24 protein-coding genes and 1 riboswitch are annotated in these 26,796 nt (G+C 39.5%); of the genes, 13 read left to right on the top strand and 11 right to left on the bottom strand.

Annotated features, from left to right (window positions below; translation table 11 throughout):
- Window positions 1-28 precede the first annotated feature (28 nt).
- From copD to ftnA, 3 genes are all read right to left on the bottom strand, one after another.
- Complete coding sequence (gene copD / locus M1F03_RS09560; RefSeq protein ID WP_251464090.1) at window positions 29-925, bottom strand: copper homeostasis membrane protein CopD; 897 nt, start codon at window positions 923-925, stop codon at window positions 29-31.
- Window positions 926-927: 2 nt separating this feature from the next.
- Window positions 928-1,314 (bottom strand): copper homeostasis periplasmic binding protein CopC, encoded by a 387-nt coding sequence (copC, locus tag M1F03_RS09555; RefSeq protein WP_154622385.1) that lies wholly within the window; start codon window positions 1,312-1,314, stop codon window positions 928-930.
- 186 nt (window positions 1,315-1,500) lie between these two features.
- Window positions 1,501-2,004 (bottom strand): non-heme ferritin, encoded by a 504-nt coding sequence (gene ftnA / locus M1F03_RS09550; RefSeq protein WP_154622384.1) that lies wholly within the window; start codon window positions 2,002-2,004, stop codon window positions 1,501-1,503.
- A 378-nt stretch (window positions 2,005-2,382) separates the two neighbouring features.
- On the opposite strand from ftnA, the gene M1F03_RS09545 reads away from it, so the two are divergent.
- Window positions 2,383-2,613 (top strand): DNA polymerase III subunit theta, encoded by a 231-nt coding sequence (locus tag M1F03_RS09545; protein ID WP_154622918.1) that lies wholly within the window; start codon window positions 2,383-2,385, stop codon window positions 2,611-2,613.
- Window positions 2,614-2,688: 75 nt separating this feature from the next.
- On the opposite strand, the gene yebF is transcribed toward M1F03_RS09545, so the two are convergent.
- Window positions 2,689-3,054: a protein YebF gene (yebF, locus tag M1F03_RS09540; RefSeq protein ID WP_154622919.1), complete on the bottom strand. Its 366-nt coding sequence runs from the start codon at window positions 3,052-3,054 to the stop codon at window positions 2,689-2,691.
- A 189-nt stretch (window positions 3,055-3,243) separates the two neighbouring features.
- Window positions 3,244-3,417 (bottom strand): YoaH family protein, encoded by a 174-nt coding sequence (locus tag M1F03_RS09535; RefSeq protein ID WP_154622920.1) that lies wholly within the window; start codon window positions 3,415-3,417, stop codon window positions 3,244-3,246.
- Window positions 3,418-3,570: 153 nt separating this feature from the next.
- Here M1F03_RS09535 and pabB point away from each other — a divergent pair, with 153 nt between their 5' ends.
- The 8 genes from pabB to mntP all read left to right on the top strand — a co-directional run bounded on the left by pabB (window position 3,571) and on the right by mntP (window position 11,874).
- Window positions 3,571-4,938, top strand: coding sequence for an aminodeoxychorismate synthase component 1 (pabB, locus tag M1F03_RS09530; protein ID WP_154622921.1), 1,368 nt, complete (start codon window positions 3,571-3,573; stop codon window positions 4,936-4,938).
- A complete protein-coding gene (locus M1F03_RS09525) occupies window positions 4,931-5,491 on the top strand; it encodes a CoA pyrophosphatase (protein ID WP_154622922.1) in 561 nt (186 codons plus the stop codon). The genes pabB and M1F03_RS09525 overlap by 8 nt, the downstream gene beginning before the upstream one ends.
- 173 nt (window positions 5,492-5,664) lie before the next feature.
- Window positions 5,665-7,029 (top strand): L-serine ammonia-lyase, encoded by a 1,365-nt coding sequence (locus M1F03_RS09520; RefSeq protein WP_163861497.1) that lies wholly within the window; start codon window positions 5,665-5,667, stop codon window positions 7,027-7,029.
- A 652-nt stretch (window positions 7,030-7,681) separates the two neighbouring features.
- Entirely contained in the window at window positions 7,682-8,647 is a 966-nt protein-coding gene (gene manX / locus M1F03_RS09515) for a PTS mannose transporter subunit IIAB (RefSeq protein WP_247048028.1), read from the top strand.
- 87 nt (window positions 8,648-8,734) lie between these two features.
- A complete protein-coding gene (locus M1F03_RS09510; RefSeq protein WP_154622923.1) occupies window positions 8,735-9,541 on the top strand; it encodes a PTS mannose/fructose/sorbose transporter subunit IIC in 807 nt (268 codons plus the stop codon).
- Between the two features lie 12 nt (window positions 9,542-9,553).
- Window positions 9,554-10,405: a PTS mannose transporter subunit IID gene (locus tag M1F03_RS09505; RefSeq protein WP_154622924.1), complete on the top strand. Its 852-nt coding sequence runs from the start codon at window positions 9,554-9,556 to the stop codon at window positions 10,403-10,405.
- Window positions 10,406-10,495: 90 nt separating this feature from the next.
- Entirely contained in the window at window positions 10,496-10,954 is a 459-nt protein-coding gene (locus tag M1F03_RS09500; RefSeq protein ID WP_154635697.1) for a DUF986 family protein, read from the top strand.
- A gap of 151 nt (window positions 10,955-11,105) precedes the next feature.
- Window positions 11,106-11,282, top strand: a riboswitch (yybP-ykoY riboswitch).
- 7 nt (window positions 11,283-11,289) lie between these two features.
- Complete coding sequence (mntP, locus tag M1F03_RS09495; protein ID WP_154623324.1) at window positions 11,290-11,874, top strand: manganese efflux pump MntP; 585 nt, start codon at window positions 11,290-11,292, stop codon at window positions 11,872-11,874.
- 47 nt (window positions 11,875-11,921) lie between these two features.
- Here the strand turns inward: mntP and rlmA are convergent, their stop codons facing one another.
- The 3 genes from rlmA to M1F03_RS09480 all read right to left on the bottom strand — a co-directional run bounded on the left by rlmA (window position 11,922) and on the right by M1F03_RS09480 (window position 15,015).
- Window positions 11,922-12,743 carry a 23S rRNA (guanine(745)-N(1))-methyltransferase gene (gene rlmA, locus M1F03_RS09490; protein WP_250000498.1) on the bottom strand — a complete coding sequence of 274 codons (822 nt, stop codon included), beginning with the start codon at window positions 12,741-12,743 and terminating at the stop codon, window positions 11,922-11,924.
- A gap of 109 nt (window positions 12,744-12,852) precedes the next feature.
- Window positions 12,853-13,053: a hypothetical protein gene (locus tag M1F03_RS09485; protein ID WP_154623323.1), complete on the bottom strand. Its 201-nt coding sequence runs from the start codon at window positions 13,051-13,053 to the stop codon at window positions 12,853-12,855.
- A 639-nt stretch (window positions 13,054-13,692) separates the two neighbouring features.
- The gene (locus M1F03_RS09480) at window positions 13,693-15,015 is read right to left on the bottom strand and encodes a serine hydrolase (RefSeq protein WP_318839915.1); all 1,323 of its coding nucleotides are present in this window, start codon (window positions 15,013-15,015) and stop codon (window positions 13,693-13,695) included.
- A gap of 1,467 nt (window positions 15,016-16,482) precedes the next feature.
- On the opposite strand from M1F03_RS09480, the gene M1F03_RS09475 reads away from it, so the two are divergent.
- The 3 genes from M1F03_RS09475 (at window position 16,483) to M1F03_RS09465 (ending at window position 19,366) form a co-directional block, all read left to right on the top strand.
- A complete protein-coding gene (locus M1F03_RS09475) occupies window positions 16,483-17,454 on the top strand; it encodes an SDR family NAD(P)-dependent oxidoreductase (RefSeq protein WP_272677657.1) in 972 nt (323 codons plus the stop codon).
- Window positions 17,455-17,729: 275 nt separating this feature from the next.
- Window positions 17,730-18,056, top strand: a complete 327-nt coding sequence (locus tag M1F03_RS09470; protein ID WP_154624335.1) for a helix-turn-helix transcriptional regulator — start codon at window positions 17,730-17,732, stop codon at window positions 18,054-18,056.
- The gene (locus tag M1F03_RS09465; protein WP_272690046.1) at window positions 18,050-19,366 is read left to right on the top strand and encodes a type II toxin-antitoxin system HipA family toxin; all 1,317 of its coding nucleotides are present in this window, start codon (window positions 18,050-18,052) and stop codon (window positions 19,364-19,366) included. The genes M1F03_RS09470 and M1F03_RS09465 overlap by 7 nt, the downstream gene beginning before the upstream one ends.
- A gap of 217 nt (window positions 19,367-19,583) precedes the next feature.
- Here the strand turns inward: M1F03_RS09465 and guaA are convergent, their stop codons facing one another.
- Entirely contained in the window at window positions 19,584-21,161 is a 1,578-nt protein-coding gene (guaA, locus tag M1F03_RS09460; protein ID WP_154624338.1) for a glutamine-hydrolyzing GMP synthase, read from the bottom strand.
- 86 nt (window positions 21,162-21,247) lie between these two features.
- The gene (gene guaB / locus M1F03_RS09455) at window positions 21,248-22,714 is read right to left on the bottom strand and encodes an IMP dehydrogenase (RefSeq protein ID WP_154624339.1); all 1,467 of its coding nucleotides are present in this window, start codon (window positions 22,712-22,714) and stop codon (window positions 21,248-21,250) included.
- A 171-nt stretch (window positions 22,715-22,885) separates the two neighbouring features.
- Here guaB and xseA point away from each other — a divergent pair, with 171 nt between their 5' ends.
- Window positions 22,886-24,265: an exodeoxyribonuclease VII large subunit gene (xseA, locus tag M1F03_RS09450; RefSeq protein WP_251464086.1), complete on the top strand. Its 1,380-nt coding sequence runs from the start codon at window positions 22,886-22,888 to the stop codon at window positions 24,263-24,265.
- 255 nt (window positions 24,266-24,520) lie between these two features.
- Here xseA and M1F03_RS09445 read toward each other — a convergent pair whose 3' ends face one another.
- The gene (locus tag M1F03_RS09445) at window positions 24,521-26,776 is read right to left on the bottom strand and encodes a TonB-dependent receptor domain-containing protein (protein ID WP_318839914.1); all 2,256 of its coding nucleotides are present in this window, start codon (window positions 26,774-26,776) and stop codon (window positions 24,521-24,523) included.
- Window positions 26,777-26,796 lie beyond the last annotated feature (20 nt).

Below are 26,796 nucleotides of genomic sequence, written 5' to 3'. Positions count from 1 at the left end.
TTAGAACATCAAATTCACTATCGTATTATTATACCGGCTGATAAGTTGCAAAAATAGCGACAGCCAAAATGGCCACACTTCCTAACAACAATTCAATCCAGCTATTAACAATCAAATATTGTAATCGCCCTTTTCTTTTGATCGTCGGCACCAGTATATAACGATTAATCAAGGCGAGTAGGACCATTAACGCGACTAAACCAATTTTTAACCAAAGCCAAGATTGATATTCTGAGCCAGAATAGCTTAACGGCCAATTTGGCAATAATGTTATCGAACTCATGACCCCTGTCATTAATACCAATACCACAGCAACATGTCCTGCACGTGAGAAACGAATCAAACTAACAAATATTTGCTTATCTAAGCCTGTAGCTAATTCATTTTTATCACGTAAAAATTGAATGCAAATCAGGAATGGCCACAAACCACCAAACCAATAGGCAGAGCTGATAAGATGAATGAATTGATTCAAACGATGTAGGCCCCCAATTAAACCATCATGCATCGCTGCATGACCAATAAGAGCATGTAATCCGAGTAGAATAATCGAAAGTATTAACAGCAGGTATAAACGAAGATTTTGTGAACGAATAAAAACAACGACAAGCGTCATTAAGGAAAAGAGTAATTCCCAACGCCACACTTGACCGAATGTTGTACTAAAAACGCTCCTCCAAATATCAATATCAAGTGTATCTTCCCAGCCATCTCCCATTAACCCAGCTTGAGCAGACATCCACGCAAAAGCAGTAAGTGCCGTGATGACTGCACTAAAGATAATCGCACGATTAAGGAGCTGACGAAGAACCTGACGAAAAGCGCCAACACTGAGAACAGCCGCGAATATTGACATACCACACATCAACATCGCAGCGACAAAATGGGAAAAGCGTATGACTGTATAAAATGCCTCTAGAGACATGATTATTTCACAGTAAAGCTATATTCACCCTTTGTTTTATGTCCATCGACAGAAACAACACTCCAATTAACATCATACTTACCGGTCGCAAGGTTGCTTTCGATAGGTACGATAACCTTAGTATCATTACTTGGGTCTAATGCCGGTTTACCTGTTTTCACTACACTATTATCAGGCCCCGTCACTTTTACCTTAGTAAAGTTGATCTCAATACCTTCAGAGAAGTTTAGGGTAATTGACTCTGGAGCTTGTTCTACTGAAGCGCCCTCTGCTGGAAGTTGATCTTTTAAATGCGCATGCGCAAATGCCTGTTGAAATGACATGCCTAAAAACAATACAGCAACCGCACTTAATTTGCGCCACGATGATTTGAGTTGATAGATTGGCATAGTAACCCCTTAATTTGCAGGTGAATTTAGATTTATTGCCAACCATTATACGGAAGAAATACGCTTTATCGCCAAAAAAATCGATTTAGCTGTTTAAGGTGTGATTATTGACACAAAATGAAAAGAAAAAGGCTCATGAATGTTGAAATTAATCACTACGATTCATAAGCCTATTGATGTTTTATATTAAACGTGTGCAGCGGCAGACATATTTTTTAGATCTTTATCCAATAAGAATAGCGCTTTGCCACTTTCACCCACCATATCCAGTTTATCCAGAATGGATTTGAATAATTTCTCTTCTTCATGCTGCTCTGCAACATACCACTGTAAGAAATTAAACGTAGAATAATCTTGCGTCGTCATCGCTAAATGCGCCAACTTATTAATTTCTGCTGTAATCTGCTGTTCGTGCTGATAAGTTTGTGTAAATACATCAGCAATAGATTTGAAATCAACCGGTGGAGCTGCAATTTGACCTAACTTCGGTAATGCACCTGTATCACTTAAGTAGTCAAATAAACGCTGCATATGTTCCATTTCTTCTTGAGAATGCGCTTTTAAAAACGCCGCAGCACCTTCAAAGCCTTTATCGCTACACCATGCACTCATTTGTAAATATAAATTAGCAGAATAAAACTCAAGATTTAACTGCTCATTCAATTTATTGATCATATCATTTGTTAACATATTCTTTCCTTAGCTGTTAAGATTAATTCCATTATTATGCATATAATAAAAATAATTAAAACCCTAAAACAATAATAAAACATAAAAATATAATCTACTGATAATTAATAACTTTACGTAAGATTAACAATAATCAATCTCATTATCTTTATTCATGTCATTTCATTATTTTTCATGAGGAACAAGAATTATTCTTATTTAAAAACACATTATATCATTATGGTTATTGATTAATTTATTACGTGTTTTATATGCAAAATTCTCTTTTTTATAAAAAGTATTAAATTATTTATATCTCTTCAAACATCATGAATCTAGTGATTTTTATCCATAAATTGCTACACTATCCTCTCTACAATGAAGTGATTGAGAGTGGATATGAGCTATAATCTTGCATTATTACCTAAAGACGAAATGGATAAAATCAACGTAGATCTTCAAGCTTCCGGAGTTGCCTTTAAAGAGCGTTATAATATCGCCGTCATTGCAGAAGCCGTTGAACAAGAACAACCTGAACATCTTCGAAACTATTTTAGGGAAAGGTTGATCCACTATCGTCAACTCTCACAACATTTTTCTCGTCTTCCATACGAGCCTAAAAATCGTTAGACGTTATCAAGCGTCATAAAAAAGGGAAGCTAAATGCCTCCCTTTCCTATCAATACTTAAATAATATATTGAGGATTATTTTGTAGAGTTATAAGTGATCGTGGATTTTTCACAATCAACTACCACGTTATAATGTAAATCCTGTTTAGATCCTCTTACCGTTAACGGCACTTGATAACCTGTCGCCGTTTTAGTCACTTCTTGATTATTCACCCAAGCAACTGCTTTTTTACCCACCAATGCCTTTTCATCTCCCCAACGAGGTAGACGATTGTTCATAAAATCATTTTTAACTTGTGCAGCGATTTGAGGCTCTGCTAATTTTTCACAGCTAATAAAGGGGGCTGCTTTGCCTTCTTCTTGATTAGCGCTGAATGCAATTGAACTGAACAACAATGCACAGCTACCTAAAGCAAAACCGATTTTTTTTCCAGCCTTCATGCTTCCTCCGATCCCTATAAAATGTTAGGTAACAAATTAGTTCAGTGACCATAGTTAATTTTTTACGACATTTATCTCATCTAACTAAAATAGTCGAAATATTTATAAACTGCCAGAAATGGTATGACTTAACTAATATGTATCAGATTTTAGCATAAATGTTAATAGTTTGTTTTACTCATATTTATTTTATTCTTCAAACCGAGCATGAATCTGCTCTTTATCTTTATGCTTCTCACGAATTTCTTGTGCGACCAGTGCGATCGCTTCCCCACTGCTCATTCCATCTGCCATTAATTGATGAATGCGTTCAACAGCTTCCTGTTGTTCTTGATGATTGAGTGCAGGCATGCCTGAAAACATTTTTACCTCTCTTCTTACTGGTTAATCATTAAGTGATTTAGGTGAAAATAAAAAATTTTAGCCTAATTTTAACAGCTGTTAGCTGTTTAAGATAAGATATATGCTAATCTGGACAGTAATTCTTTTTGTGGATTTTTAGATTAGTATAGACAAATGGTTATCAATAAAATACAACTTCCTTATCATCCTGATGCAGCTATTGATTACTTTGCTCCACTAGCTCATCAACCTTGGTCCATGCTCCTGCATTCAGGCAATGCGGATCATCCACATAATCGATACGATATTATCGTTGCTGATCCTATTGCAACGCTCATCACCGAGGGGGATAAAACGACCAAAACCCACTTACAAACTGTCGAAGTTTCGAGTGACGACCCGTTTAAATTACTCCAACAATCCATTGAACAATTCACACCTAAACACGCTCGTGACGATTCGCTCCCTTTTACAGGAGGGGCTTTAGGTATTTGGAGCTACGATCTCGGTCGACGTATTGAAAAAATGCCACAAATAGCCCATGTTGACCTGCACTTTCCCGATATGGCCGTCGGTATATATGAATGGGCTTTGATTGTCGATAATCAAGAAAAAACGGTCACATTATTGAGTTACTCCGATGTACATGAACGTCTTAATTGGCTAAAAAAGCAAAAAGCACCACGCAAAACGCAATTTACGCTCACTAGCGCATGGCATTCAAACATGACACAAGAGCAATATCAGCAAAAAATACAACAAATACATGAATACCTGCGCAATGGTGATTGTTATCAAATCAACCTAGCACAGCGTTTTGATGCCACCTATAAAGGCAATGAATGGGATGCTTTTTTATCACTCACTCAATCAAACCGAGCGCCTTTTTCCTCCTTTATACGCCTACCTGATAATGCGGTGATAAGCATTTCACCTGAACGTTTTATTCTTTTGCAGGATGGGGAAATTCAAACTCGACCAATTAAAGGTACACTTCCACGATTAGAAGATAAACAAGAGGATCTCATTCAAGCTGAAAAGTTAGCTAATTCGCCTAAAGATCGCGCTGAAAATCTGATGATTGTCGATTTACTTAGAAATGATATTGGTCGCGTTGCTGTGCCGGGCTCCGTGAAAGTGCCGGAATTATTCGTTGTTGAAGCTTTTCCAGCCGTTCATCACCTCGTTAGCACCATCACTGCAACTCTTGCTGCACCTTATACTGCAACAGATTTGCTTCGTGCCAGTTTTCCTGGTGGTTCAATAACTGGCGCACCTAAAATTCGTGCCATGCAAATTATAGAAGAGCTTGAACCTCATCGTCGGCATGGGTATTGTGGTGCAATTGGCTATATTAGCTTTTGTGGTAAAATGGATACTAATATAACGATTCGTACTTTGTTAACTGATAAGAAACGTATTTACTGCTGGGCCGGTGGCGGAATCGTTGCTGACAGCCAAGCAGATAAAGAATATCAGGAAACGTTTGATAAATTACGGCTTATATTACCCTTGTTAGGAGAATTGCAGCATAATGACTAAACTGAATGACTTTATTAGCCGTTTTCAGTTTACACTTCCTGTTACTCGCCAAACGCAACGTACGGCGAGTAAATCTGCTGCTGTACTTCTGCCGATCATTAATAAAAAAACACCAACCTTGCTGTTAACACAGCGCTCACCTTTCTTGCGCTCTCACGCAGGTCAAGTCGCTTTTCCGGGTGGCGCTAGCGATCCTGAAGATGGTTCTCTGATCACCACTGCTTTACGGGAAGCGTATGAAGAGGTAGCCATTCCTCCAGAAAAAGTACAAATACTCGGGCAGCTCACCCCCCAACAAAGCCTTGGTGGCTATGAGGTCACCCCCGTTGTCGGATTATTGCCTCCAGGTATTGACTATCACCCTAACCCTAGTGAAGTTGCTTCTGTCTTTGAAGTGCCTCTATTTGATGCATTATCATTGAGCCAACATAAGTATGTTGATGTAAAACGGGCAGGAAGCAGTAACCGCATCTTTTTCTATTGGCATAATAACCATTTAGTATGGGGACTGACTGCCGCCATTATTCATCAGTTAGCTCTTCAACTAAAATAGCGCCTTCATCACGAAATCGCTGACATTTTGTGCTATTTTTAATCAATAGGCCTTTTGTTGCTACCTTATTTTAAAAAATAATTTAAACTTACTGGTTAACACTACTAAATAACAGTAAAGTAGCGCCCTTTAAAATAAATCACTAAATATCTACTTTTTTTAAGGAGTCCTGCGTGATAAGCGTATTCGACATGTTTAAAGTGGGCATAGGTCCTTCAAGCTCTCATACCGTCGGCCCAATGAAGGCGGGAAAAGAATTTGTCGATGATTTGGTAAATAAACAATTATTACCAAGCGTCACACGCATTGCGGTTGACGTTTATGGCTCTCTTTCGCTCACTGGAAAAGGTCACCATACCGATATTGCAATCATTATGGGCCTTGCTGGCAACTTACCTGCAACCGTTGATATTGAATCTATTCCAAGCTTTATCGATAACGTTGAAAAAACGGAAAAATTACTGCTAGCCAATGGTACTCACACCGTCGATTTTCCTCGTGAAGGTGGTATGAATTTCCGTTCAGATAACCTCCCTTTACACGAAAACGGCATGACCATCCATGCGTTTTCAGGTGAAGATGAAATTTACACCAAAACTTACTATTCCATCGGCGGTGGTTTTATCGTTGATGAAGAACACTTTGGTCAATCCACTCTCGATAGCAAACCTGTATCCTATCCATTTAAATCAGCAGAAGAACTGTTACTTCATTGCAAAAAGACAGGCTTATCCATTTCTAGCTTGATGATGAAGAATGAACTAGACCTTCATACTAAAGAAGAAATTGAGGCATATTTTGCCGATGTCTGGAAAACCATGCAGGCTTGTATAGAACGAGGACTCAATACTGAAGGCGTTCTTCCTGGGCCACTACGCGTGCCTCGTCGTGCTCCAGCACTGAATCGCCTCGTAACTTCATCAAGCAAACTGTCTAATGACCCAATGAACGTTGTGGACCTCATTAACATGTATGCTTTAGCTGTTAATGAGGAAAATGCGGCTGGCGGGCGTGTCGTAACTGCACCAACGAACGGTGCATGTGGTATCGTCCCCGCTGTACTTGCTTATTATAATCACTGTATTGAACCCGTCACTCCTGAGCTTTATACCCGTTATTTCCTTGCATCTGGCGCTATTGGTATTCTTTATAAAATGAATGCTTCCATTTCAGGTGCAGAAGTTGGCTGTCAAGGTGAAGTCGGTGTCGCATGTTCAATGGCCGCTGCTGGCCTCGCCGAGCTGTTTGGTGGTAGCCCTGAACAAGTTTGTGTCGCGGCTGAAATTGGTATGGAACATAACCTAGGTTTAACCTGTGACCCTGTTGCTGGCCAAGTGCAAGTACCTTGTATCGAACGTAATGCGATTGCTTCCGTCAAAGCTGTCAACGCAACGCGTATGGCATTGCGTCGAACAAGTGAACCACGAGTCTCTCTCGATAAAGTTATCGAGACAATGTATGAAACAGGAAAAGACATGAATGCAAAATACCGTGAAACCTCTCGCGGTGGTTTAGCCATTAAAGTCCAATGTGATTAAACACTCACACTACCATTAAATGGTTATTTGATACCGCGTATAGCACTTTATTTTGTATACGCGGTATTTATTTAGCAACGGTTACTTTGAGCATTATTTCACCTCACAGATATCTTTTTCTGCTCTATATTTCTCCTACTTTGCTCATCACATGGAGCCATTTTATTCTGTGATAAAGATTTAATGAAAAGTGATTTTATATTCTTTATCTTTTAACGGCTCCCTTTCAGAATTTACTACTGCTGAATCGTGTCATTTTTTGACACTTTTTTAATCTCACGCGTAAAAACCTTACATTTCCTATTCTTTTTTTGTTACCGATAACAGTTTAATTATCCATTTAAAAATCATTTTTAGATAATTGATTCAACGAAACAAATATATACAGATAAAACTTGCATTTTATTTGAAATAACCTGCATGTTTTTAATTTTCTGACGCAAAACAAGTTTTTACGCTTATACAAAATGTTATGCTACCTTTTCTAATGATCGTAATTAGCATGATAATTGTTTACTCGTTGTACTAAGTGGAGTGAATTTAATCAGCTAATATTATTAATACCGTTCTTTAATTAGGAGGTTTCATCACCCTGATTCAATTTTGACCTGATAAACAAATTCCGTTCTATATCTGTTAAGAGGGAAATCAAGTGAGTATAGCTATTATGATTGGTACCCACGGTGTGGCGGCAGAGCAGCTTCTCCGTACCACCGAAATGTTAATTGGCGAGCAGGAAAATGTCTCGTTTATTGACTTTGTACCAGGGGAAAACGCGGACACCCTATTTGAAAAGTACACAGCAAAACTAGCTGATTTAGAGACCTCCAATGGAGTGATTTTTCTAGTCGATACATGGGGCGGTAGCCCATTTAACGCGGCGAGTCGTATCGTAAACGAACATAAAAACTATGAAATAGTCACTGGTGTTAACGTGCCTATGTTAGTAGAAACTTTTATGTGTCGCGATGATAACCCTTCCTTTGAGGAGTTAATCTCCGTTGCTTTAGAAACTGGCCGTGGTGGGATCCGCGCGCTGAAATTTAAAGAACCAGAAGCCGCTGTAACACCAGCGCCTGTTCAACAACCTGCGCCTGCACAAGTTGTCACCGCAGCGCCTGGCGAACATATGGTGATCGCACTCGCCCGTATTGATGACCGTTTAATTCATGGTCAAGTCGCAACTCGCTGGACAAAAGAAACACGTGTAAAACGTATTATCGTTGTCAGTGATGAGGTCGCAAAAGACCAAGTTCGTTCAACATTACTCAAACAAGTTGCCCCTCCGGGCGTTACAGCCCATGTTGTTGATGTTGCAAAATGTATTCGTGTTTATAACAACCCGAAATACGCGGGTGAACGTGTCATGTTGCTGTTCACTAACCCAACAGATGTAAAACGACTCGTTGAAGCAGGTGTAGATATAAAGTCAGTCAATATTGGTGGCATGGCGTTCCATGAAGGTAAAACTCAAGTGACAAATGCCGTGTCTATCAATCAAACAGATATTGACGCTTTCAATTATCTCAATGAGAAAAACATCGAATTGGAAGTCCGTAAAGTTTCTTCTGACAGTAAAGTTCAGATGATGGATTTGATTAAAAAATTAAAAAATTAGTCCTAGTTAAGCCGTTAATAATTTTAAATTTTAACCATTACTCGAAAACAGATTTACCAAACATGTTTGGTTACAGGAGATTAAACAATGGAACTTACCGTTGTTCAAATAGTACTGGTTTTCATCGTTGCTTGTATCGCTGGTATGGGCTCTATACTCGATGAATTTCAGTTCCATCGCCCACTCGTTGCCTGTACGCTTATCGGTATCGTTTTGGGAGACATGAAAACCGGCATCATCATCGGTGGTACACTCGAAATGATCGCATTAGGCTGGATGAACATCGGTGCTGCTGTTGCACCTGATGCCGCGCTTGCGTCAATTATTTCAACCATCTTGGTTATCGCTGGTGGGCAAAGTATCGGCGCCGGTATCGCAATCGCAATTCCACTGGCCGCAGCTGGGCAAGTATTAACCATTATCGTTCGTACAGTCACTGTTGCTTTCCAACACGCAGCTGACCGCGCAGCGAACAATGGTAATCTGACAGCAATTAGCTGGATCCATGTTTCGGCACTACTACTTCAAGCGATGCGTATCGCAATTCCAGCACTGATCGTTGCAGTTTCTGTGGGAACATCTGAAGTTAAACAAATGTTGGATGCGATCCCTGAGGTTGTCACCGATGGTCTAAACATTGCTGGTGGTATGATCGTGGTTGTCGGTTATGCCATGGTCATCAACATGATGCGTGCTGGCTACCTAATGCCATTCTTCTACTTGGGCTTTGTAACTGCTGCATTTACTGATTTCAACCTAGTTGCACTGGGTGTTATCGGTGCAGTTATGGCTATTCTCTATATCCAACTCAGCCCGAAATATAATAAGTCTCAAGTTGTTGTGACTCAAAATAATGCCAATGGCAACAACAACCTTGATAATGAATTAGACTAGGAGGATCGCAACATGGTAGATACAACAAGTCCAACAGCTAAAAAGCTGACACAAAGCGACATCCGAGGTGTCTTTATACGTTCTAACTTATTACAAGGTTCTTGGAACTTCGAACGTATGCAAGCCTTAGGTTTTTGTTATTCAATGGTGCCTGTCATTCGTCGCCTCTATCCAGAAAATAACGACGAACGTAAACAAGCGATTAAACGTCACCTTGAGTTCTTTAATACCCACCCTTACGTTGCAGCTCCAGTTCTAGGCGTGACCATGGCGATGGAAGAACAACGTGCAAATGGTGCTGATATTGACGACGGTGCGATTAACGGTATCAAAGTTGGTTTGATGGGGCCTTTAGCGGGTGTTGGTGACCCGATTTTCTGGGGTACCGTTCGTCCAGTGTTTGCTGCTCTGGGTGCAGGTATCGCGATGACAGGTAGCCTGTTGGGTCCAATTTTGTTCTTCGTGCTATTCAACCTCGTTCGCCTACTCACGCTCTATTATGGCGTATCCTATGGCTATAAAAAAGGGGTTGATATTGTTCAAGATATCGGTGGCGGCTTCTTACAAAAACTGACTGAGGGAGCATCGATATTAGGTCTATTTGTCATGGGGGCACTCGTGAATAAATGGACAAATGTGAATATCCCTGTCGTGGTATCGAGTATTGAGAATCCTGAAACAAAAATCATGGAAATCAAAACGATTCAAGATATTTTGAATGACTTGATGCCCGGTTTAGTGCCATTATTACTCACCTTTGCCTGTATGTGGCTACTTCGCCGCAAAGTTAATCCATTGTGGATTATCATTGGCTTCTTCGGATTAGGTATTTTGGGTGCTTGGTTGAAGTTCTTAGCACCATAATTTACTGTCATTAATTGAAATGGGAGGTTGCAGCCTCCCATTTTTACTTTTAAGCTCTCTAGAATGTTAACTTAGCCAAAGGCACTCAACATGACCTTAAATGATTTCATACTGGCCATTATTATTTTACTGATGCTACTGTATGCGATTTACGATGAATTTATTCAACATATACGTAAAGGGAAAACTCTACTAAAAATTAATCTAAAGCGGAAACATAGAGCTGATGCTATTATATTCATCGTATTAATCTGTATTGTTATTTATACTAATATTTCACGACATGGCAGTATATTAACCACATACTTGCTAATGGCTACCATTTTAATGTCAGTCTATTTGGCTTTTATTCGAACACCAAAATTATTTTTTAAACAAAATGGTTTTTATTTTGCGAATACATTTATATTGTATGACAGAATAAAAACAATGAATTTATCAGAAGACGGTATTTTGATTGTTGGTTTAGAGCATCGAAAAATTTACATCAAAGTATCACAACTTGATGATTTACAAAGAATATATGAATTTCTTATTAATCATAAATAATAGTTATATATATTCACATTAAGATTGAGGTTAATTAAAAATTAAGTTAACCTCAACTCTCCCATTCTCGCAAATGAAAATTATTCTCAATACCATTTAATAGGCACACAAAATTAAGTGTTGCCTTTAAATTAATTTATGATATCTTTCATTCCAAGTCATTGGGGAGTAGCCTATTCTGGAAATATATCCAGAATGTCCGTGTCAACATACTCGTTTGTTGTTTAAACGTGGTACGGACGCCATCTTGGTTGGCAAGACCATAGACACATGAATAAGCCTTTTGGTTGGGGGTAATTCATGTGTATATGGATGCGCCAACCGAGGTTAATATTATGAGTTTTTACGCTACCCTAATTTTAGCACTTGCACTTTCTATGGATGCATTTGCTGTCGCTATCTGCAAAGGTGCGGTCCTGCATAAACCCCGCTTTAAAGAGATCCTCCGCACTGGTTTTATCTTTGGCTTTATTGAAGCCCTAACCCCCATCATTGGTTGGGCAATCGGTATTTTAGCCAGCCAATATGTTATTCGCTGGGATCATTGGATCGCATTTGCCCTGCTGTTCTTATTAGGATCGCGCATGATTTGGCAAGGTATTAAAGCGAAAAATGAAGAAGATTGCTGTACTCAGCCATCCCGTAATAGCTCAATGAGTTTAGTACTCTCCGCCATTGCCACCAGCCTTGACGCAATGGCTATCGGCCTTGGGCTCGCATTCTTACAAGTGGATATTGTTCATACCGCAATGACGATTGGCTTAATGACCATGATAATGGCCACTATAGGTATGATGATTGGTCGCTATGTCGGGCCATTACTCGGGAAAAAAGCAGAAATTATTGGTGGTCTTGTTTTAATGGCTATCGGCTTCAATATCTTGTTTGAACATCTCGAACTATTTATGTATAGCGCTTAATTTTATCTCCCCCACATACACTTTGTGGGGGAAATATTGAATATCCGTTAATCGATCAATTGATAAACTCGAACCATAAAATCCGCAGTATAATTTTTTATCCCAGAACGTTTTAATTCCTGTTTGACTTCTTCAGAAGCACGCCAAGCAAATGGAGTCATTTGCAATAATGCAAATGCTTCCTCTCCCGCCAATGGCATAGCATAGTTTAAATGACTTTCATCCAATAATTTAAATTGAGGTAGCTGTTCCTCTTTCAGCGGATGTAACTTTACTTCAGAATAAATCAATTGTTTTAATTCTTGTAAATGCTCAGGCGCCGGAGTCACGGTAATAAGAATACCGCTTGGCCGTAAAACTCGAGCCAGCTCATCGGCTTTACAGGGTGCATAGATACGAACAATGGCATCAATGCTTTGCGACGCAAAAGGTAAACGATGACTAGAGGCAACACAAAAATGAACTGAAGGATAACGTTTTGCAGCATAGCGAATAGCCACTTTTGACACATCCAATCCAAACACAGATTGAGTTTTACTCTGCTTAGCTAAGCTTTGCATAAAATAATTCGTGTAATACCCTTCCCCACAACCAATATCTAATACCGTACTCTTTTTCTCAGAAATAGAGTGATTGAGCTTATCTGCAACCAATTGACGCATTGCATCATAATGACCAGCATTCAAAAACTCTCGACGTGCTTGCATCATTTCTGCACTATCGCCCGGATCTTTAGAACGTTTGTGTTGAACTGGCAACAAATTAACGTAACCTTCTTTGGCACAATCAAACTGATGATTATTTTCACATCGCCAACTGTTATTTTGCAGCGTTAATAAGTTAAAACATAAAGGACATTGATAGTTCATAACAGGTATAGTTTGATAAATAAAAAACAGTATACCATAGAGATGCAGCGCCACGGGTAGCTTATTTCCCATGGCACTGATACTGAAAAGGTTCTAACAAGAAAGAAGATTAACCCTTATCAGATGTGGTTGGCGTTTTCTTTTCTACGGTATTGTGTGATTTGGTTTTACCTGCTGCATGTACTTTATTGCTTTTTTGCTCTTTAACAGTTGGAGTGGCTTGCCCGCTTTTTACTGTATTATTTGCTGCTAATGCCGAACCAGAAATAGCAAGTGACAATAGCGTTGCTACTGCTAAAAATCTTTTCATTATAAGCACCTTCAAATTAATATATACAAGGATGTTCTTGCTCCGCTACTAAATCATGTTTTATGAATAATTCACAATAGGACAAACTTAAAGATTTATAAATTTTTTATAGGTTATCTTTGATAATTTATTTATTCAGTTGGTTGATGCACCGTTGATTTTCAATACGGAAAAATCAACAAATAGTAAATAAAACGTCAATTTACCGTTACCCATTAAATTCATGTCTTTCTATTCCACCGTCATTGCATCAATAACCACCTATCATTGAACTCATTTAATTAATTTATATTTTCAAACATCAAACCCAATAAACATAAGAGTTTCCACGCCTTTTTTTACTTCAAAAAACCTTATTAAAAAAAGATAACATCATGTTTTTATTATATTTACTCATGATAATCATTAATATCTAATTCTAAGAAGGATAGTTTAAAGATAAAATAGGCTGAAAATTTATTTAATTCACGACTGCTTATTTTTATTCCTATGAATAACTCAATAGAAAAATAAAATGGCAGAGAATATTAAGCTTTAGAGAAAATAGTAATATAAAAAGTTTCCTTTATTAAATGATAAAATATAACGGCCGCTCGCTGTAACGAACGGCCGTTATAATCTCGATATTAAATTAAATGTTTAATTTAATATTTTATTTAACTGGTTATTGATTGCATTAAACATTAGAGATGCTTCGAGTGGTTGTCCATCATCAGCAGGATGCGCTACAGGCCATGTTGACCATTGAACTATCACTAACTGCTCTTTAGGATTAACAACAATAATTTGTCCGAAAATACCTAAAGCCCATAATGTATTATTGCTATCTAAACCCATTTTGGGTTCTACATTCTGCATGTTTTGTGGCACACTATTATTCCACCACTCAAAGCCATAAATACCTTCAGGGTAACTTTCATTAACAGAATTTTTCGCTTGTACCCATGATTTCGATTCATTTAACCAATTTTCTGGTAATGTCTGTTTACCATCTGCTAATACACCATTTTCTGCAAAAAATAGCCCAAACTTACCCCAGTCCTCTAATGTGGCATTAAAACCATGCGCGCCACTATTATGTTTACCAAGCTGATAGCTTTGCCATACCCCATCGTGAGTCATCCCAAAAGGCTGCCAAATTTTACTTTCAAGATAATCTGCAATGGATACCCCTGTTGCTTTTTCAAGTGTATCACCTAATAACCATGCTCCCCCTGAGTTGTATTGCCACACATCCCCTGCTTTTGCATAACGTTGCCGTTTCGGGTCTAGCACTAATTGTTGAACGCATGCATAAATTTCTGGGTTTGCTTCACACTCTGTCATTTTGGCAAAATCTGAATTTGCTTTTTCATAATTCTCCCCCCATTCAACCCCTGAGGTGTGTTGCAGTAATTGCCTTATAGTCACGCCTTCCCAAGCCGTTCCTTTGACACTTGGATTATATTTTTCGATAGCATCATCTAATGACGTGATCCGGCCTTCCTGTAGCGCAATCCCTACTAGGGTAGAAACCACGGATTTACCAACAGAGCGCGACGTCCATAATGTTTGGGGAGTGTTACCTCGTCCATAATATTCAAAGACAACGTTCCCTTTTTTGATAACCATTAACGCAGTAACATCATTACGCTTTATGTAATTTTCAAGGTTATATGTCATCCCTTTCAATTGGTAAGTCACATCGTCTAAACGTTGGATTTTTCTTTCCAAGGGCTTAGGATTAACGGCATGAAAAACATCCCCAGGATACGCGCGATAGTCATTACGAAAACCGAGTAACCTTTCATTTTGATCCCATTTCAGCATATCTTTGACATTTGGATAAGTCCTATCAATAGGCTGAGGACATTTAGCTAATGCAGGTACACCACATTCATTATTCGTTGGATTTGCATAGCCATAGAACGATGTGATGAGTAAAACTGAAATTAAACATACGTTTTTTTTATTTTTTCTCATAAGGCGCCCTTTTTATGATAATGACCATTTGTTATTTTATTGCCATAAGTATCTTAACGTCGGTTTAGATTACTGCTATCGCCCAAAAAGATGAGAGTATTGGTGATTAATGGTTTTTAATTTTTAAATAAACGACTCTAGGTTTCGAGTAATAAGATTTATACTTGTCGTTAAGATATTTTATTTACCCTTAAGAGTAATATTTATAAAAATTAGACTGGCGAAACTAGAAGAAGCAAAACGCCTCTGGTTTATCAGAAATCAAGTAATCCGAGCAAGTTGTAAATAGAGCCTTGATCAAAACACAATCACTGCTTGGACCCCAGATACCCTGCCTGTAAGTTACCGAACTAGGATAAACGATAACCCTTTTTTTTGTTGTAAATGAAGCTGATCTTCCAATCGCTACTGGTTTTTTAAACCTTAAGCAGCATAGTGTCGATGCTGCTTTTACTTTACCTGACTAAATAGGTTTAGATCGGTTTAGGCGCTGCGGGGTTAATTATAGAGGCAATAAAACAATAAGCTAAACAGCGTCATATTAAGATATTAACTTTAGAATCAACGCCTAATGCCGAACGTTTTTATTAAAACACGAGTGTATCTCCCAGGAAACCTGTCTATATTATTCTGCACTGGCTAAAAACCACCTTCCTTGTATAAAGATGATGTTATCTCTATAACCAGTGGTCATTTGATTTTTATAACATACTTCACTGATTCAAATCAGTGTAAAAGAGTCAATATCCTTTCAACTTTGCACTACATATAAAACGACATTTAATCAATATAGAATAGGTTTTATAGATATAGATAATGTTCCATGGATATCGCTAACGCCGTTATCCATGATTTTACCCTGTTACTATTAAATCTCTGATTGTTCCTCATCAATAACTAACGAAAGAATCGCCTTCCTGTGCTTCAGTGAAAATAAGATGAACAATCTCCACCAAATAAACTTACGATATTTTCAATTATCCACAAAAAAAATAAAAATTATTTAACATCATTAGGTTATGTTTTTATTATTGGCTTTTAACTCTATCAACCCCGTGAATGCGCATCTATTTTTCATTATTCTAAATCCATATTTAGTTATTTTAACGCATTGACAGTCTTTATTATTTTTGCCAGCATCAAAAGATAAACTAAAAATAACGTCCGTGATTATACTATCTAAATAGATTGTAAAGTTGGGGTAGACCGCTTATTTATATTTATAGATAAGCATGCTTCTAAGTTAACATTGACCAATGTGGTCAAAATATAAAATAGGTTTCAACTTACTCAATTTGATAATGATTCAACGTTTGTAACATTGCTCAATACATAAAAACATTTTGTCATGGTAAAATGCAATGTAGTTAAAAAATCAATTAAAAAGCATCATGTAATATTTTATTTTCGTACTTAATTTGCAATAACTGTTTTTGATTTTTTATACTTTTATATTAGGAGTGTGACATGAAACAAAATTCTTTCGGTGCAACCTCCACAGCGGATGATGTTTTAAATAATATCGATTTAACCAATAAACGAATTCTTGTAACAGGAACATCATCGGGACTTGGTGTGGAAATTGCTCGAGCACTGACTGCTCGCGGTGCTCATGTCATAGGTACTGTTCGTCATATTGCTAGCAACGAAAAACAGGCTCACGCTATTCGTGGTGCTAACCCACAAGGTCGTTTCGAACTGATTGAATTAGATCTTTCATCATTAGACTCTGTGCGTGCATGTGCAAGCGGACTTCTAGAGAAAGCAAAATCAATTGATGTCATTATTACCAACGCAGGGGTGATGGCAACCCCCTTCGGACATACGCGTGATGGTTTTGAAACCCAATTTGGTATTAATCACTTAGGGCATTTTGTGTTAGTTAATCACCTAGTGCCTTTATTGCATTCGGGCTCTCGTCTTATTAGTGTTTCCTCTGCGGGACATCGATTATTTGATTTTGACATCGACGATCTTAATTTTACCACTACCGAATATCAGCCACAGCTTGCCTATAGCCGCTCTAAAACAGCCAATATCTTATTTGCTGTTGAATTTGACCGTCGTTATCGGCATCTTGGTATCCGCGCTTGTGCTATTCATCCAGGCAACATTGCCACCAACCTAAGCCGTAATATGTCAGTTGAAGATCAAGTCGAAATTGGCACTATGATTAATACGCTTAATCAACAAGCCGGTTTATCTGAATTAACGACAAAAACAATTCCTCAAGGGGCAGCTACCACTGTATGGGCTGCTGTTATTGCAGATATTGACCAAATTGGTGGGCAATACTGTGAAGACTGCCAAGTCGCACCAATTAATGACGGCCCTGGCTTTTACGGTCTTCGTTCTTATGCCATTGACCCTCAATTAGCGACAACATTATGGCTTAAAAGCGAACAGTTAGTTGGTGAAAAATTCCCTGTCAGAAGCTAATTTTTCTCTACTAGAATTTTATGTTGCGACATAAAATTAAGCAGAACACAAGCCCCTTAACTATAGGGGCTTTTAGCCATCTATACCTTTAATGAAATTCACGACCAAACAACAAAACATATAAAGTTCCATTATGGTTACCTTATTGCATCAAAATGACAGCAAAGAGCACATTTAGTTACATTATAGACACCTTTACTTAATATCAATCAGGTACCATAATAGTAACATTATTTGTTGTTTTTGCATTTAAAGTCACCCAATGGGATCTTTATATGAACAAGAAAATTAGTGCTATTGCACTTGCGGAACAGCTTGGCGAACGACTAAAACAAGCAAGATTGAACCAAAACTTAACACAATCCGAAGTTGCGGAATTTGCTGGCGTCGCACGTAAAACGGTCATTAATGCAGAAAAAGGCAAAGCGCAACTAGACATTTTTATTGCCATCATGCAGGCTTTAAATTTAACGGATCAACTTGATTTATTTTTACCACGACAACCTATATCGCCTTTGCAATTAGCTAAATTACAAGGTAAAAAACGCCAACGAGCCTCAGGACAACGACAAGAAAATAAAGAGGAGCACCTCGAATGGTAATGGAAGTCATTAATGTTAATTATCATGATCAAACCATCGGCGCCCTCAGTTTTGATACAGATAGCGGCATTGGTGCTTTTGAATATGACCCTAGCTTTATTAAAAAAGGGATCGAGCTATCCCCTTTAAAAATGCCTTTGTCTTCAACAATATTTCGTTTTCCCGAATTAGATTTCAATACCTTTAGAGGGCTTCCCGGTTTAATTGCAGATTCCCTGCCCGACGATTTCGGCAATGCTGTACTTAATGCTTGGGTCGCAAATAAGGGGTTATCCCCTCAAGAAATCACCCCGCTACAAAGATTACAATACACAGGGAAACGAGGTATGGGCGCCCTTGAATATTCTCCAGCCACTCAAATGCGTAATCTTAATTCATCACAACAAGTTGAAATTGAATCACTTGTTGCAATAGCGCAAGAAATCTTGGATACCCGAGGGAATTTTTCAGTTGAACTGAATCGGGATGGTCAAGAATCACGCGAGGCCATGTTATCGCTATTGTCTGTCGGTATGAGCGCCGGCGGTGCTCGCCCAAAAGCGGTCTTAGCCTTTAATGATGACTTCACACAGGTGAGATCGGGACAAACAACAGTACCCAATGGATTTACACATTACCTTATGAAGTTTGATGGGGTCAGTGAACACAATAAAAACCAAGAAACTTTTGGTGACCCATTAGGTTATGGGGCGATGGAATTTGTTTACCACATAATGGCAACAGAATGTGGTATTGAGATGATGCCATGTAAATTATTACATGAAGGTGCTCGACGACATTTTATGACCCAACGTTTTGATCGCGTTGGTAACAACAAAATTCATATTCAAACACTCAATGGATTAGCGCATGTCGATTATAAAAAGCCGGGGTCATATTCTTATGCTGAGTTATTTGCCATTGCTCGCCAATTAAAATTATCTGCACAAGATGCCCTACAATTATTCAAACGTATGACGTTTAACATTATTGCGCGAAACCACGATGATCACTCAAAGAATTTTGCCTTTATGCTGAAAGAAAATAAATGGAGATTGGCGCCTGCTTACGACTTGGCCTATAGCTACAAACCGGGCAGTAAATGGGTAAACAGTCATTGGATGAGCCTAAATGGCAAACGTGATAATTTTATTCGAGAAGATTTCTATAGTTTAGAGAAGGTGAGCCCATTATTTAGTAAAAAGAAAATAAATGCAGTGATTGATGAAACCATTGAATGTGTTTCGTCGTGGCCGAGCTTAGCCAAAGAGTGGGATGTGCCTAAGTCATTAAGCGACGAGATGAGTAAAAATTTAAGGTTGAATATTTAACGCTAGTTTAAGGCTAAATATTTAATGCTGTGATGAATTAATCATTTTCTGCCACCACAATTGAAGAATCTTGTTATCGTCTTACGTATTCAAACCAGCCTAAAAACGAACATGCAACACCATCTACACATTCTTTACCCAAACAAAAAGGCACCAGTAACTAACTGATGCCTTTGAATTTATCGACAACTAAAAACTGTTATCAACAATAGCTAGTTTATTCCCACTCAATTGTTGCTGGTGGCTTGCCGCTGATATCGTACACGACCCTAGAAATACCATCGACCTCGTTGATGATGCGGTTTGAGACACGACCTAAGAAGTCATAAGGTAGATGTGCCCAATGTGCTGTCATAAAGTCGATAGTTTCAACAGCACGCAGAGAAACAACCCAATCATACTTACGGCCATCCCCCATCACACCAACTGAACGCACAGGTAAGAATACAGTGAAAGCTTGGCTAACTTTGTGGTAAAGCTCTGCTTTATGCAACTCTTCAATAAAGATCGCATCGGCACGACGTAGCAGGTCGCAATACTCTTTTTTCACTTCGCCTAATACACGTACACCAAGGCCTGGGCCTGGGAATGGATGACGGTATAGCATGTCATAAGGTAGTCCAAGCTCAAGGCCGATTTTACGCACCTCATCCTTAAACAGTTCCTTCAGAGGCTCAACAAGGCCCAGTTTCATGTCTTCTGGTAATCCACCGACGTTATGGTGAGATTTAATAACATGCGCTTTACCTGTCGCTGATGCCGCAGACTCTATGATATCTGGGTAAATCGTTCCTTGCGCCAACCATTTTACTTGCGTCTGTTTAGCGGCTTCTTCATCGAAAACATCAATAAAGACATGCCCGATCGCTTTACGTTTTGCTTCAGGATCATGAATACCCGCCAGCGCACCAAGGAAACGATCTTCAGCTTTAACATGGATAATATTCAGGTCGAATTTACCTGCAAACATTTCCATGACTTGATCAGCTTCGTTTAAACGCAATAAGCCATTATCAACGAATACACAAGTCAAACGTTTACCAATCGCACGGTTTAACAGTAATGCGGTTACAGAAGAATCGACGCCACCTGATAAGGCTAAAATCACATGGTCATCACCGATCTGCTCTTTCAGGCGTGCGACTGTATCATCGATAATTGCGGCTGGTGTCCACAGTGCTTCACAATGACAAATATCTTGTACAAAACGTTTCAAGATATTCAGGCCTTGGTATGTATGAGTCACTTCTGGGTGGAATTGAACACCGTAGAATTTTTTCTCTTCATTGGCCATGATGGCAAATGGGCAGCTTGGAGTACTTGCGATAGTTTTAAAATCTGCTGGGATAGCCGTCACTTTATCGCCATGGCTCATCCACACTTCCAGTACTGGCGTACCATTTTCACTGAGTGAGTCTTGAATATCACGGAATAAATCACATTGTTCCTTGATTTCAACTTGTGCGTAGCCAAATTCACGTTCACCAGAAACTTCTACTGCACCACCGAGTTGCATTGACATAGTTTGCATGCCATAGCAGATACCAAGGACAGGCACACCGGCATTAAACACGTAATCAGGCGCACGTGGGCTATCATTTGCTGTCGTACTTTCTGGGCCACCAGAGAGGATGATACCATTTGGATTGAATTCACGGATTTGCTCTTCTGATACGTCCCACGCCCAGAGTTCACAATAAACGCCAATTTCACGAATACGGCGAGCAATCAATTGTGAGTACTGTGAGCCGAAATCAAGGATAAGAATGCGATGCTTATGGATATTTGTTGTCATTTGAGGAGAATTCCAAAAATTCAAGTCAAAAATAGAAAATTGGTAGCTCCGCCATTATTCACGGAGCTACCCTGAATCATTATCGATTATTGCCCCAGACGGTAGTTCGGGGACTCTTTAGTAATGGTCACATCATGTACGTGGCTTTCTTGAATACCCGCACCACTGATACGGACAAACTCGGCTTTAGTACGCAGGGCGTCAATAGTACCACATCCTGTTAGACCCATACAGGAGCGTAGTCCACCCATTTGTTGATGGATAATGTCTTTTAGGCGACCTTTGTATGCCACACGTCCTTCAATCCCTTCTGGAACCAGCTTGTCAGCTGCATTATCAGATTGAAAATAACGGTCTGAAGAACCTTTAGACATCGCGCCCAGTGACCCCATACCACGGTAAGCTTTATAGCTACGACCTTGGAACAAGATGGTTTCACCCGGAGATTCTTCAGTTCCAGCAAACATTGAGCCAACCATCACACAAGCAGCACCTGCTGCAATCGCTTTAGAAATATCTCCCGAGAAGCGAATACCCCCATCCGCAATGACAGGGATGCCTGTGCCTTCGAGTGCTTCTACCGCATCTGCAATAGCGGTAATTTGTGGTACACCCACACCCGTTACAATACGTGTTGTACAGATAGACCCCGGACCTATACCAACTTTAACGGCGCTAACTCCTGCTTCAGCCAGCGCTTTTGCGCCTTCAGCAGTAGCAACGTTACCACCGATGATTGGCAGGTCAGGATATTTTTTGCGGGTTTCACGAATACGTTGTAAAACACCTTCAGAGTGACCGTGTGAAGAGTCAATTAACAGCACGTCAACCCCCGCAGCAACTAGCGCGTCAACACGCTCTTCGTTACCACCACCAGCGCCAACAGCCGCGCCAACACGTAGGCGACCTTGTTCATCTTTACACGCATTTGGTTTACGTTCTGCTTTTTGGAAGTCTTTAACGGTGATCATTCCTAACAGATGAAAGTTATCATCAATGACGAGGGCTTTTTCGACGCGTTTTTCATGCATTTTTTGTAGCACGATCTCACGAGCTTCCCCCTCTTTGACCGTCACTAAGCGCTCTTTAGGCGTCATCACCGCAGTTACTGGCTGATCCAAATCAGTAACGAAACGCACGTCACGACCGGTAATAATCCCCACTAGGGATTTATCAGCAGCAACGACAGGGTAACCAGCAAAACCATTACGTTCAGCCATTTCTTGAACTTCACGGATTGTTGTATCAGGTGTTACGGTGACAGGGTCAGTCACGACACCACTTTCATGTTTTTTCACGCGACGAACTTCTTCCGCTTGGCGTTCAATAGACATGTTTTTGTGAATGAAGCCAAGACCACCTTCCTGAGCTAAAGCAATCGCAAGGTCAGATTCAGTCACTGTATCCATCGCTGCGGAGAGCATCGGAATGTTCAGGCGGATAGTTGCAGTTAATTGAGTTGATAGATCGGCCGTGTTTGGTAATACGGTTGAGTGTGCAGGAACGAGCAATACGTCGTCGAAAGTTAGTGCTTCTTTTTTAATGCGTAACATAGGCAATATCTCACCAGGCAGCGTTGTGGAAAGGTATAAAATATTGCCGCGGCATTATACACACCGAAACCGTTTGCCTCCAGTCCTTTTTTGAAAAAAAACTTGATAACTGTTCTGACTAGGTTAGTATCAATCAATTAAGTCATTGTTTTAGAATTTGATCTAGCTCACATGTCAACTCAAGAAAATAGTGGAATTTATTCTGTCAGCAAACTCAATCAGGCGGTTCGTGAACTTTTAGACCGTCAGATGGGGAGAATTTGGCTGACCGCCGAAATATCGAATTTTTCGCAGCCTAGCTCTGGTCATTGGTATCTGACGTTGAAAGATGACAAAGCGCAAGTTCGTGCGGCTATGTTTCGCGGGCAAAATGCGCGTGTAACTTTTCGGCCTCAAAATGGCCAACAAGTGTTAGTTCGTGCAACGGTAACACTCTATGAGCCTCGGGGTGACTATCAAATCATCATTGACAGCATGCAGCCAGCGGGTGAAGGCCTTTTACAGCAGCGTTTTGAATTGCTCAAACAGGCATTAGGGGCGGAAGGCTTGTTTGATGCCATACATAAACAACCACTGCCCTCTCCTGCTAAACGTATTGGCGTCATTACATCGGCAACAGGAGCAGCCTTACACGATATTCTGCATATTTTACGTCGCCGAGATCCTTCACTGCCAGTCGTTATCTATCCGACTGCGGTTCAAGGTGAGCAAGCCCCTGCACAAATTGCACGAGCGATTGCATTAGCAAATATTCGTCATGAATGCGACGTATTGATTGTTGGACGTGGTGGTGGCTCATTAGAGGACCTGTGGGCTTTTAACGAAGAAATTGTGGCAAGAGCGATTTTTGCTAGCCGACTGCCTATTGTCAGTGCAGTTGGCCACGAAACCGATGTCACGATTGCCGACTTTGTTGCCGATGTTCGAGCGCCTACACCTTCAGCTGCGGCTGAGTTAGTCAGCCGCAATCAACTTGAACTAATACGTCAATTGCAATCCGCTCAACAGCACCTTGAAATGGCGATGGATTATTATCTTGCAGGCCAGCAACAACGCTTTAGCCGCTTACAGCATCGCTTGCAGCAGCAACATCCACAACTTCGTTTAGCTAGACAACAGCACCAATTGAGTCTTCTAAATCAGAAGATCAATCAAGCGATGACTCGACGCTTACAAATTGCTCAGTTGCGCTATGATCAGTTACAGCGTCGACTGTTACAACAAGATTTGCGCCCTTTATTGCAAAAACGACACAGCTCATTACAGCAAACGCAATATCATCTGCAAAATATGATGACCGAGTTACTTAATCGCTATAAACAGCGCTTTGCGGTAGCTTGCTCAAAAATGGAAACCGTTAGCCCACTGGCCACTTTAGCTCGAGGCTTTAGTATCAGTGAAACGGCCGATGGCACTGTGTTGAAAAAGACTTCACAGGTGAAATTGGGGCAGAAATTGAAAACACGCCTCAATGATGGTTGGGTAGAAAGTGAAGTCACTGAGGTGACGAAAATGAAAGCGAAACGTACACCTCGCTCAATCAGCAAATAAATGAATCGGTTATTCTCAAAATTTTCAACCTATTCATTTCTCAAGGTTAATTTTGAAAAGATGTCATCAAATTTAGCAAGGACAAGATCAGACAGTTTTAAAATGGCGAGCCAATGCAGGAGTCCTATTGGCCCGTATCAACAGAAAATAATAGACTGATTTTTGAGGATTAATAGCCTTTAACCCGCGAGATAGGCCTCATACCGCTATCAAGGGTCTTAAGGGGTATCTAATCTAGATACCCCGATAATTAAGTTAGAAACGAACTTCTCCCCCAAGCATATAGGAACGCCCTCTTGCAGTGGCATTATTCTTCCCGCGTTCTTCCATAATAGCGGTAGAGTTTGAACGATTTAAGGCATCCGAATACGTCTCATTCGTCACATTATTCACCGAGAACATCAATTTGACATTTTTATTGATTTTATAATCAGCATAAAGATCAATAATGGTAGGTTGCTTTTCATATTTATCTTTAAATGCATCACCATTATTGTCGACCAGCGATTCCACACCGATCCGCTTAGCAGGTCCTGTTACTGTAATGGTCGAACCTAATTTCAATGTTTCATCGAATAGCCTAACGCCACTATCCAGCGTCAAATAATAATCAGGTAACTCAGTCAGATCACCTGCACTGAAGTCAGCAACACTGGCAATTGAGACAGGCTGAGCACTGGTTTCTTTGGTGTAAGACAATGTTGAATAGAAGACGCCTGCATCGTAATTAGCTTGCAGTTCATAACCACGTAAATTAACGTTTCTTGGATCATTCATATAGATATAACTTTTCTGCATAAAATCAGGAAACTCTTTATCCCAGACATCGTCGTTCATTAAACACCATGCAAATTCTGCTTCTGTTCTTGGTCGACATAGCAAATAAGGTTTACTCGTGATGTAATCTTTCACTTTTGTATTGAACCAGAGTGCTTTCATATTGAACTGGTCACCTTGTACAATTAAATCAGGTTTGACGCTATTAAAGCCTATTTGCCATGTTTGTGCTTTTTCCCCTTTTAAAAACGGGTTCATCGAATTACCGCCATTTTGAGAAAAAAAGACTTCCTGTGAATTAGGCGCGCGCATCGAATGAGAATAACTCACAAAAGGCTGAAACTCTGGGATAATTTCAGCTGAGAGTAGCACGCCTGGATTGAATCCCCCTTCACGTAAATCGATTGAAGCATCTCCTTGAGGGAAACATTTCACATCATCGTCACAAGCAGGTTTAAATCCTTTTAATTGATAGTGCATGTAATTTAAATTCAATGATGCGCTGTAAATATCATATTTGACGTTAAATTGCGTATAAAGGCTGGATAGATCTAATGTCCCACTTGGTGAGAATGCATTATAAATCAAGGTATCCTTATTAACCGCACTAGAGACATTTCGCTCATATTTGTTTTTCATCAACTTAGAGCCAATTTGCCATTCATAATCCATATCACCATACGAAAAACGGCTAGTATTGGATAAATTAATACCTTCGGAAATATTTTTAGATTCTCCTTGTCGTAAAGCCCACCCTAATGAATCACCGCTAAATTTTTGATTACTATTACCATAGTTAATCATTAATTCAGTATCAATTAGCTCATTAAGTGGCGTATATTTATATTTAATATAATAATCTTCACTATCTATTTTACGACGCGTTAATTTATTTTGATATAAACGACCACTGAGCTCTATTTCATGGCTATCATTAGGTTTATATTTTAACTTAGCTAATTGTGATTGTGGCTTTTGTTTAAAGGTGTTATCCGTTGCAAAATCATCACTATTATAACCCGCACCATTTTTATAGGAGCTAGGGATATTATGTCCACTGACCGCCATCAATCCCCCAAAATACCCATTATCTGAATTCGTTAATGTTTTTCCTGCAACGGCAACCATTCCGTTATAACCTAAGCCATTATCTCCCCAACGCGCCTTACTTCTTACGCCATATAACTGCTTATCGAATATCACATCATCAATGCCAATTGTTCTAAAATTGGCACTCCCTGCAAGAGCATTAACACTGTTCCCCCCATTTAATTGACCTTTTTCAACCTCAACTTCAACGATAAAATTCGGATCAATTAACGCACCAAAATCATTATTAGGTTGCTGACCGTGAGTATAATTACTCGGTGAAATACCATAATAAGTTTGGGTAACACCATCAACCATCATATTAACGCGACCAAAACCACTTAAGCCGCGAATATTCACGTTTACAGTACCTTGACTTGCATCCATTTGAGTATAAGTCCCTGGCATTGTTCGAATAATTTTATCTAATCCTTCTAGTTTATTCTCCGTACCAACAGCGCTATATGCTCCTGGTCGTTCTAAAGCCTTAACCAATGGTGTTTGTGTTTGTGCACCTGAAACCTTTAACTTACTAAAGTTTATGATGTCTTTATTATTTTGTCGCTGTGTGTCTTCTGCTAAAGCAATTCCATAAAGCCCTGTATATAATAACCCGGCTCCTAGTAGTTTTAATTTGTTATTCATTAAACCATTCCTGTAAACGC

The organism is Providencia sp. PROV080 (genome assembly GCF_033688105.1).
Classification (GTDB): domain Bacteria; phylum Pseudomonadota; class Gammaproteobacteria; order Enterobacterales; family Enterobacteriaceae; genus Providencia; species Providencia zhejiangensis.
This window is presented reverse-complemented; position numbering and strand designations above follow the sequence as displayed.

Excerpts from the sequence above, each read along its gene's own strand:
- copD (WP_251464090.1), bottom strand. The coding sequence starts at position 925 with ATGTCTCTAGAGGCATTTTATACAGTCATACGCTTTTCCCATTTTGTC.
- copC (WP_154622385.1), bottom strand. The coding sequence starts at position 1,314 with ATGCCAATCTATCAACTCAAATCATCGTGGCGCAAATTAAGTGCGGTT.
- ftnA (WP_154622384.1), bottom strand. The coding sequence starts at position 2,004 with ATGTTAACAAATGATATGATCAATAAATTGAATGAGCAGTTAAATCTT.
- M1F03_RS09545 (WP_154622918.1), top strand. The coding sequence starts at position 2,383 with ATGAGCTATAATCTTGCATTATTACCTAAAGACGAAATGGATAAAATC.
- yebF (WP_154622919.1), bottom strand. The coding sequence starts at position 3,054 with ATGAAGGCTGGAAAAAAAATCGGTTTTGCTTTAGGTAGCTGTGCATTG.
- M1F03_RS09535 (WP_154622920.1), bottom strand. The coding sequence starts at position 3,417 with ATGTTTTCAGGCATGCCTGCACTCAATCATCAAGAACAACAGGAAGCT.
- pabB (WP_154622921.1), top strand. The coding sequence starts at position 3,571 with ATGGTTATCAATAAAATACAACTTCCTTATCATCCTGATGCAGCTATT.
- M1F03_RS09525 (WP_154622922.1), top strand. The coding sequence starts at position 4,931 with ATGACTAAACTGAATGACTTTATTAGCCGTTTTCAGTTTACACTTCCT.
- M1F03_RS09510 (WP_154622923.1), top strand. The coding sequence starts at position 8,735 with ATGGAACTTACCGTTGTTCAAATAGTACTGGTTTTCATCGTTGCTTGT.
- M1F03_RS09505 (WP_154622924.1), top strand. The coding sequence starts at position 9,554 with ATGGTAGATACAACAAGTCCAACAGCTAAAAAGCTGACACAAAGCGAC.
- M1F03_RS09500 (WP_154635697.1), top strand. The coding sequence starts at position 10,496 with ATGACCTTAAATGATTTCATACTGGCCATTATTATTTTACTGATGCTA.
- mntP (WP_154623324.1), top strand. The coding sequence starts at position 11,290 with ATGAGTTTTTACGCTACCCTAATTTTAGCACTTGCACTTTCTATGGAT.
- rlmA (WP_250000498.1), bottom strand. The coding sequence starts at position 12,743 with ATGAACTATCAATGTCCTTTATGTTTTAACTTATTAACGCTGCAAAAT.
- M1F03_RS09485 (WP_154623323.1), bottom strand. The coding sequence starts at position 13,053 with ATGAAAAGATTTTTAGCAGTAGCAACGCTATTGTCACTTGCTATTTCT.
- M1F03_RS09480 (WP_318839915.1), bottom strand. The coding sequence starts at position 15,015 with ATGAGAAAAAATAAAAAAAACGTATGTTTAATTTCAGTTTTACTCATC.
- M1F03_RS09475 (WP_272677657.1), top strand. The coding sequence starts at position 16,483 with ATGAAACAAAATTCTTTCGGTGCAACCTCCACAGCGGATGATGTTTTA.
- M1F03_RS09470 (WP_154624335.1), top strand. The coding sequence starts at position 17,730 with ATGAACAAGAAAATTAGTGCTATTGCACTTGCGGAACAGCTTGGCGAA.
- M1F03_RS09465 (WP_272690046.1), top strand. The coding sequence starts at position 18,050 with ATGGTAATGGAAGTCATTAATGTTAATTATCATGATCAAACCATCGGC.
- guaA (WP_154624338.1), bottom strand. The coding sequence starts at position 21,161 with ATGACAACAAATATCCATAAGCATCGCATTCTTATCCTTGATTTCGGC.
- guaB (WP_154624339.1), bottom strand. The coding sequence starts at position 22,714 with ATGTTACGCATTAAAAAAGAAGCACTAACTTTCGACGACGTATTGCTC.
- xseA (WP_251464086.1), top strand. The coding sequence starts at position 22,886 with ATGTCAACTCAAGAAAATAGTGGAATTTATTCTGTCAGCAAACTCAAT.
- M1F03_RS09445 (WP_318839914.1), bottom strand. The coding sequence starts at position 26,776 with ATGAATAACAAATTAAAACTACTAGGAGCCGGGTTATTATATACAGGG.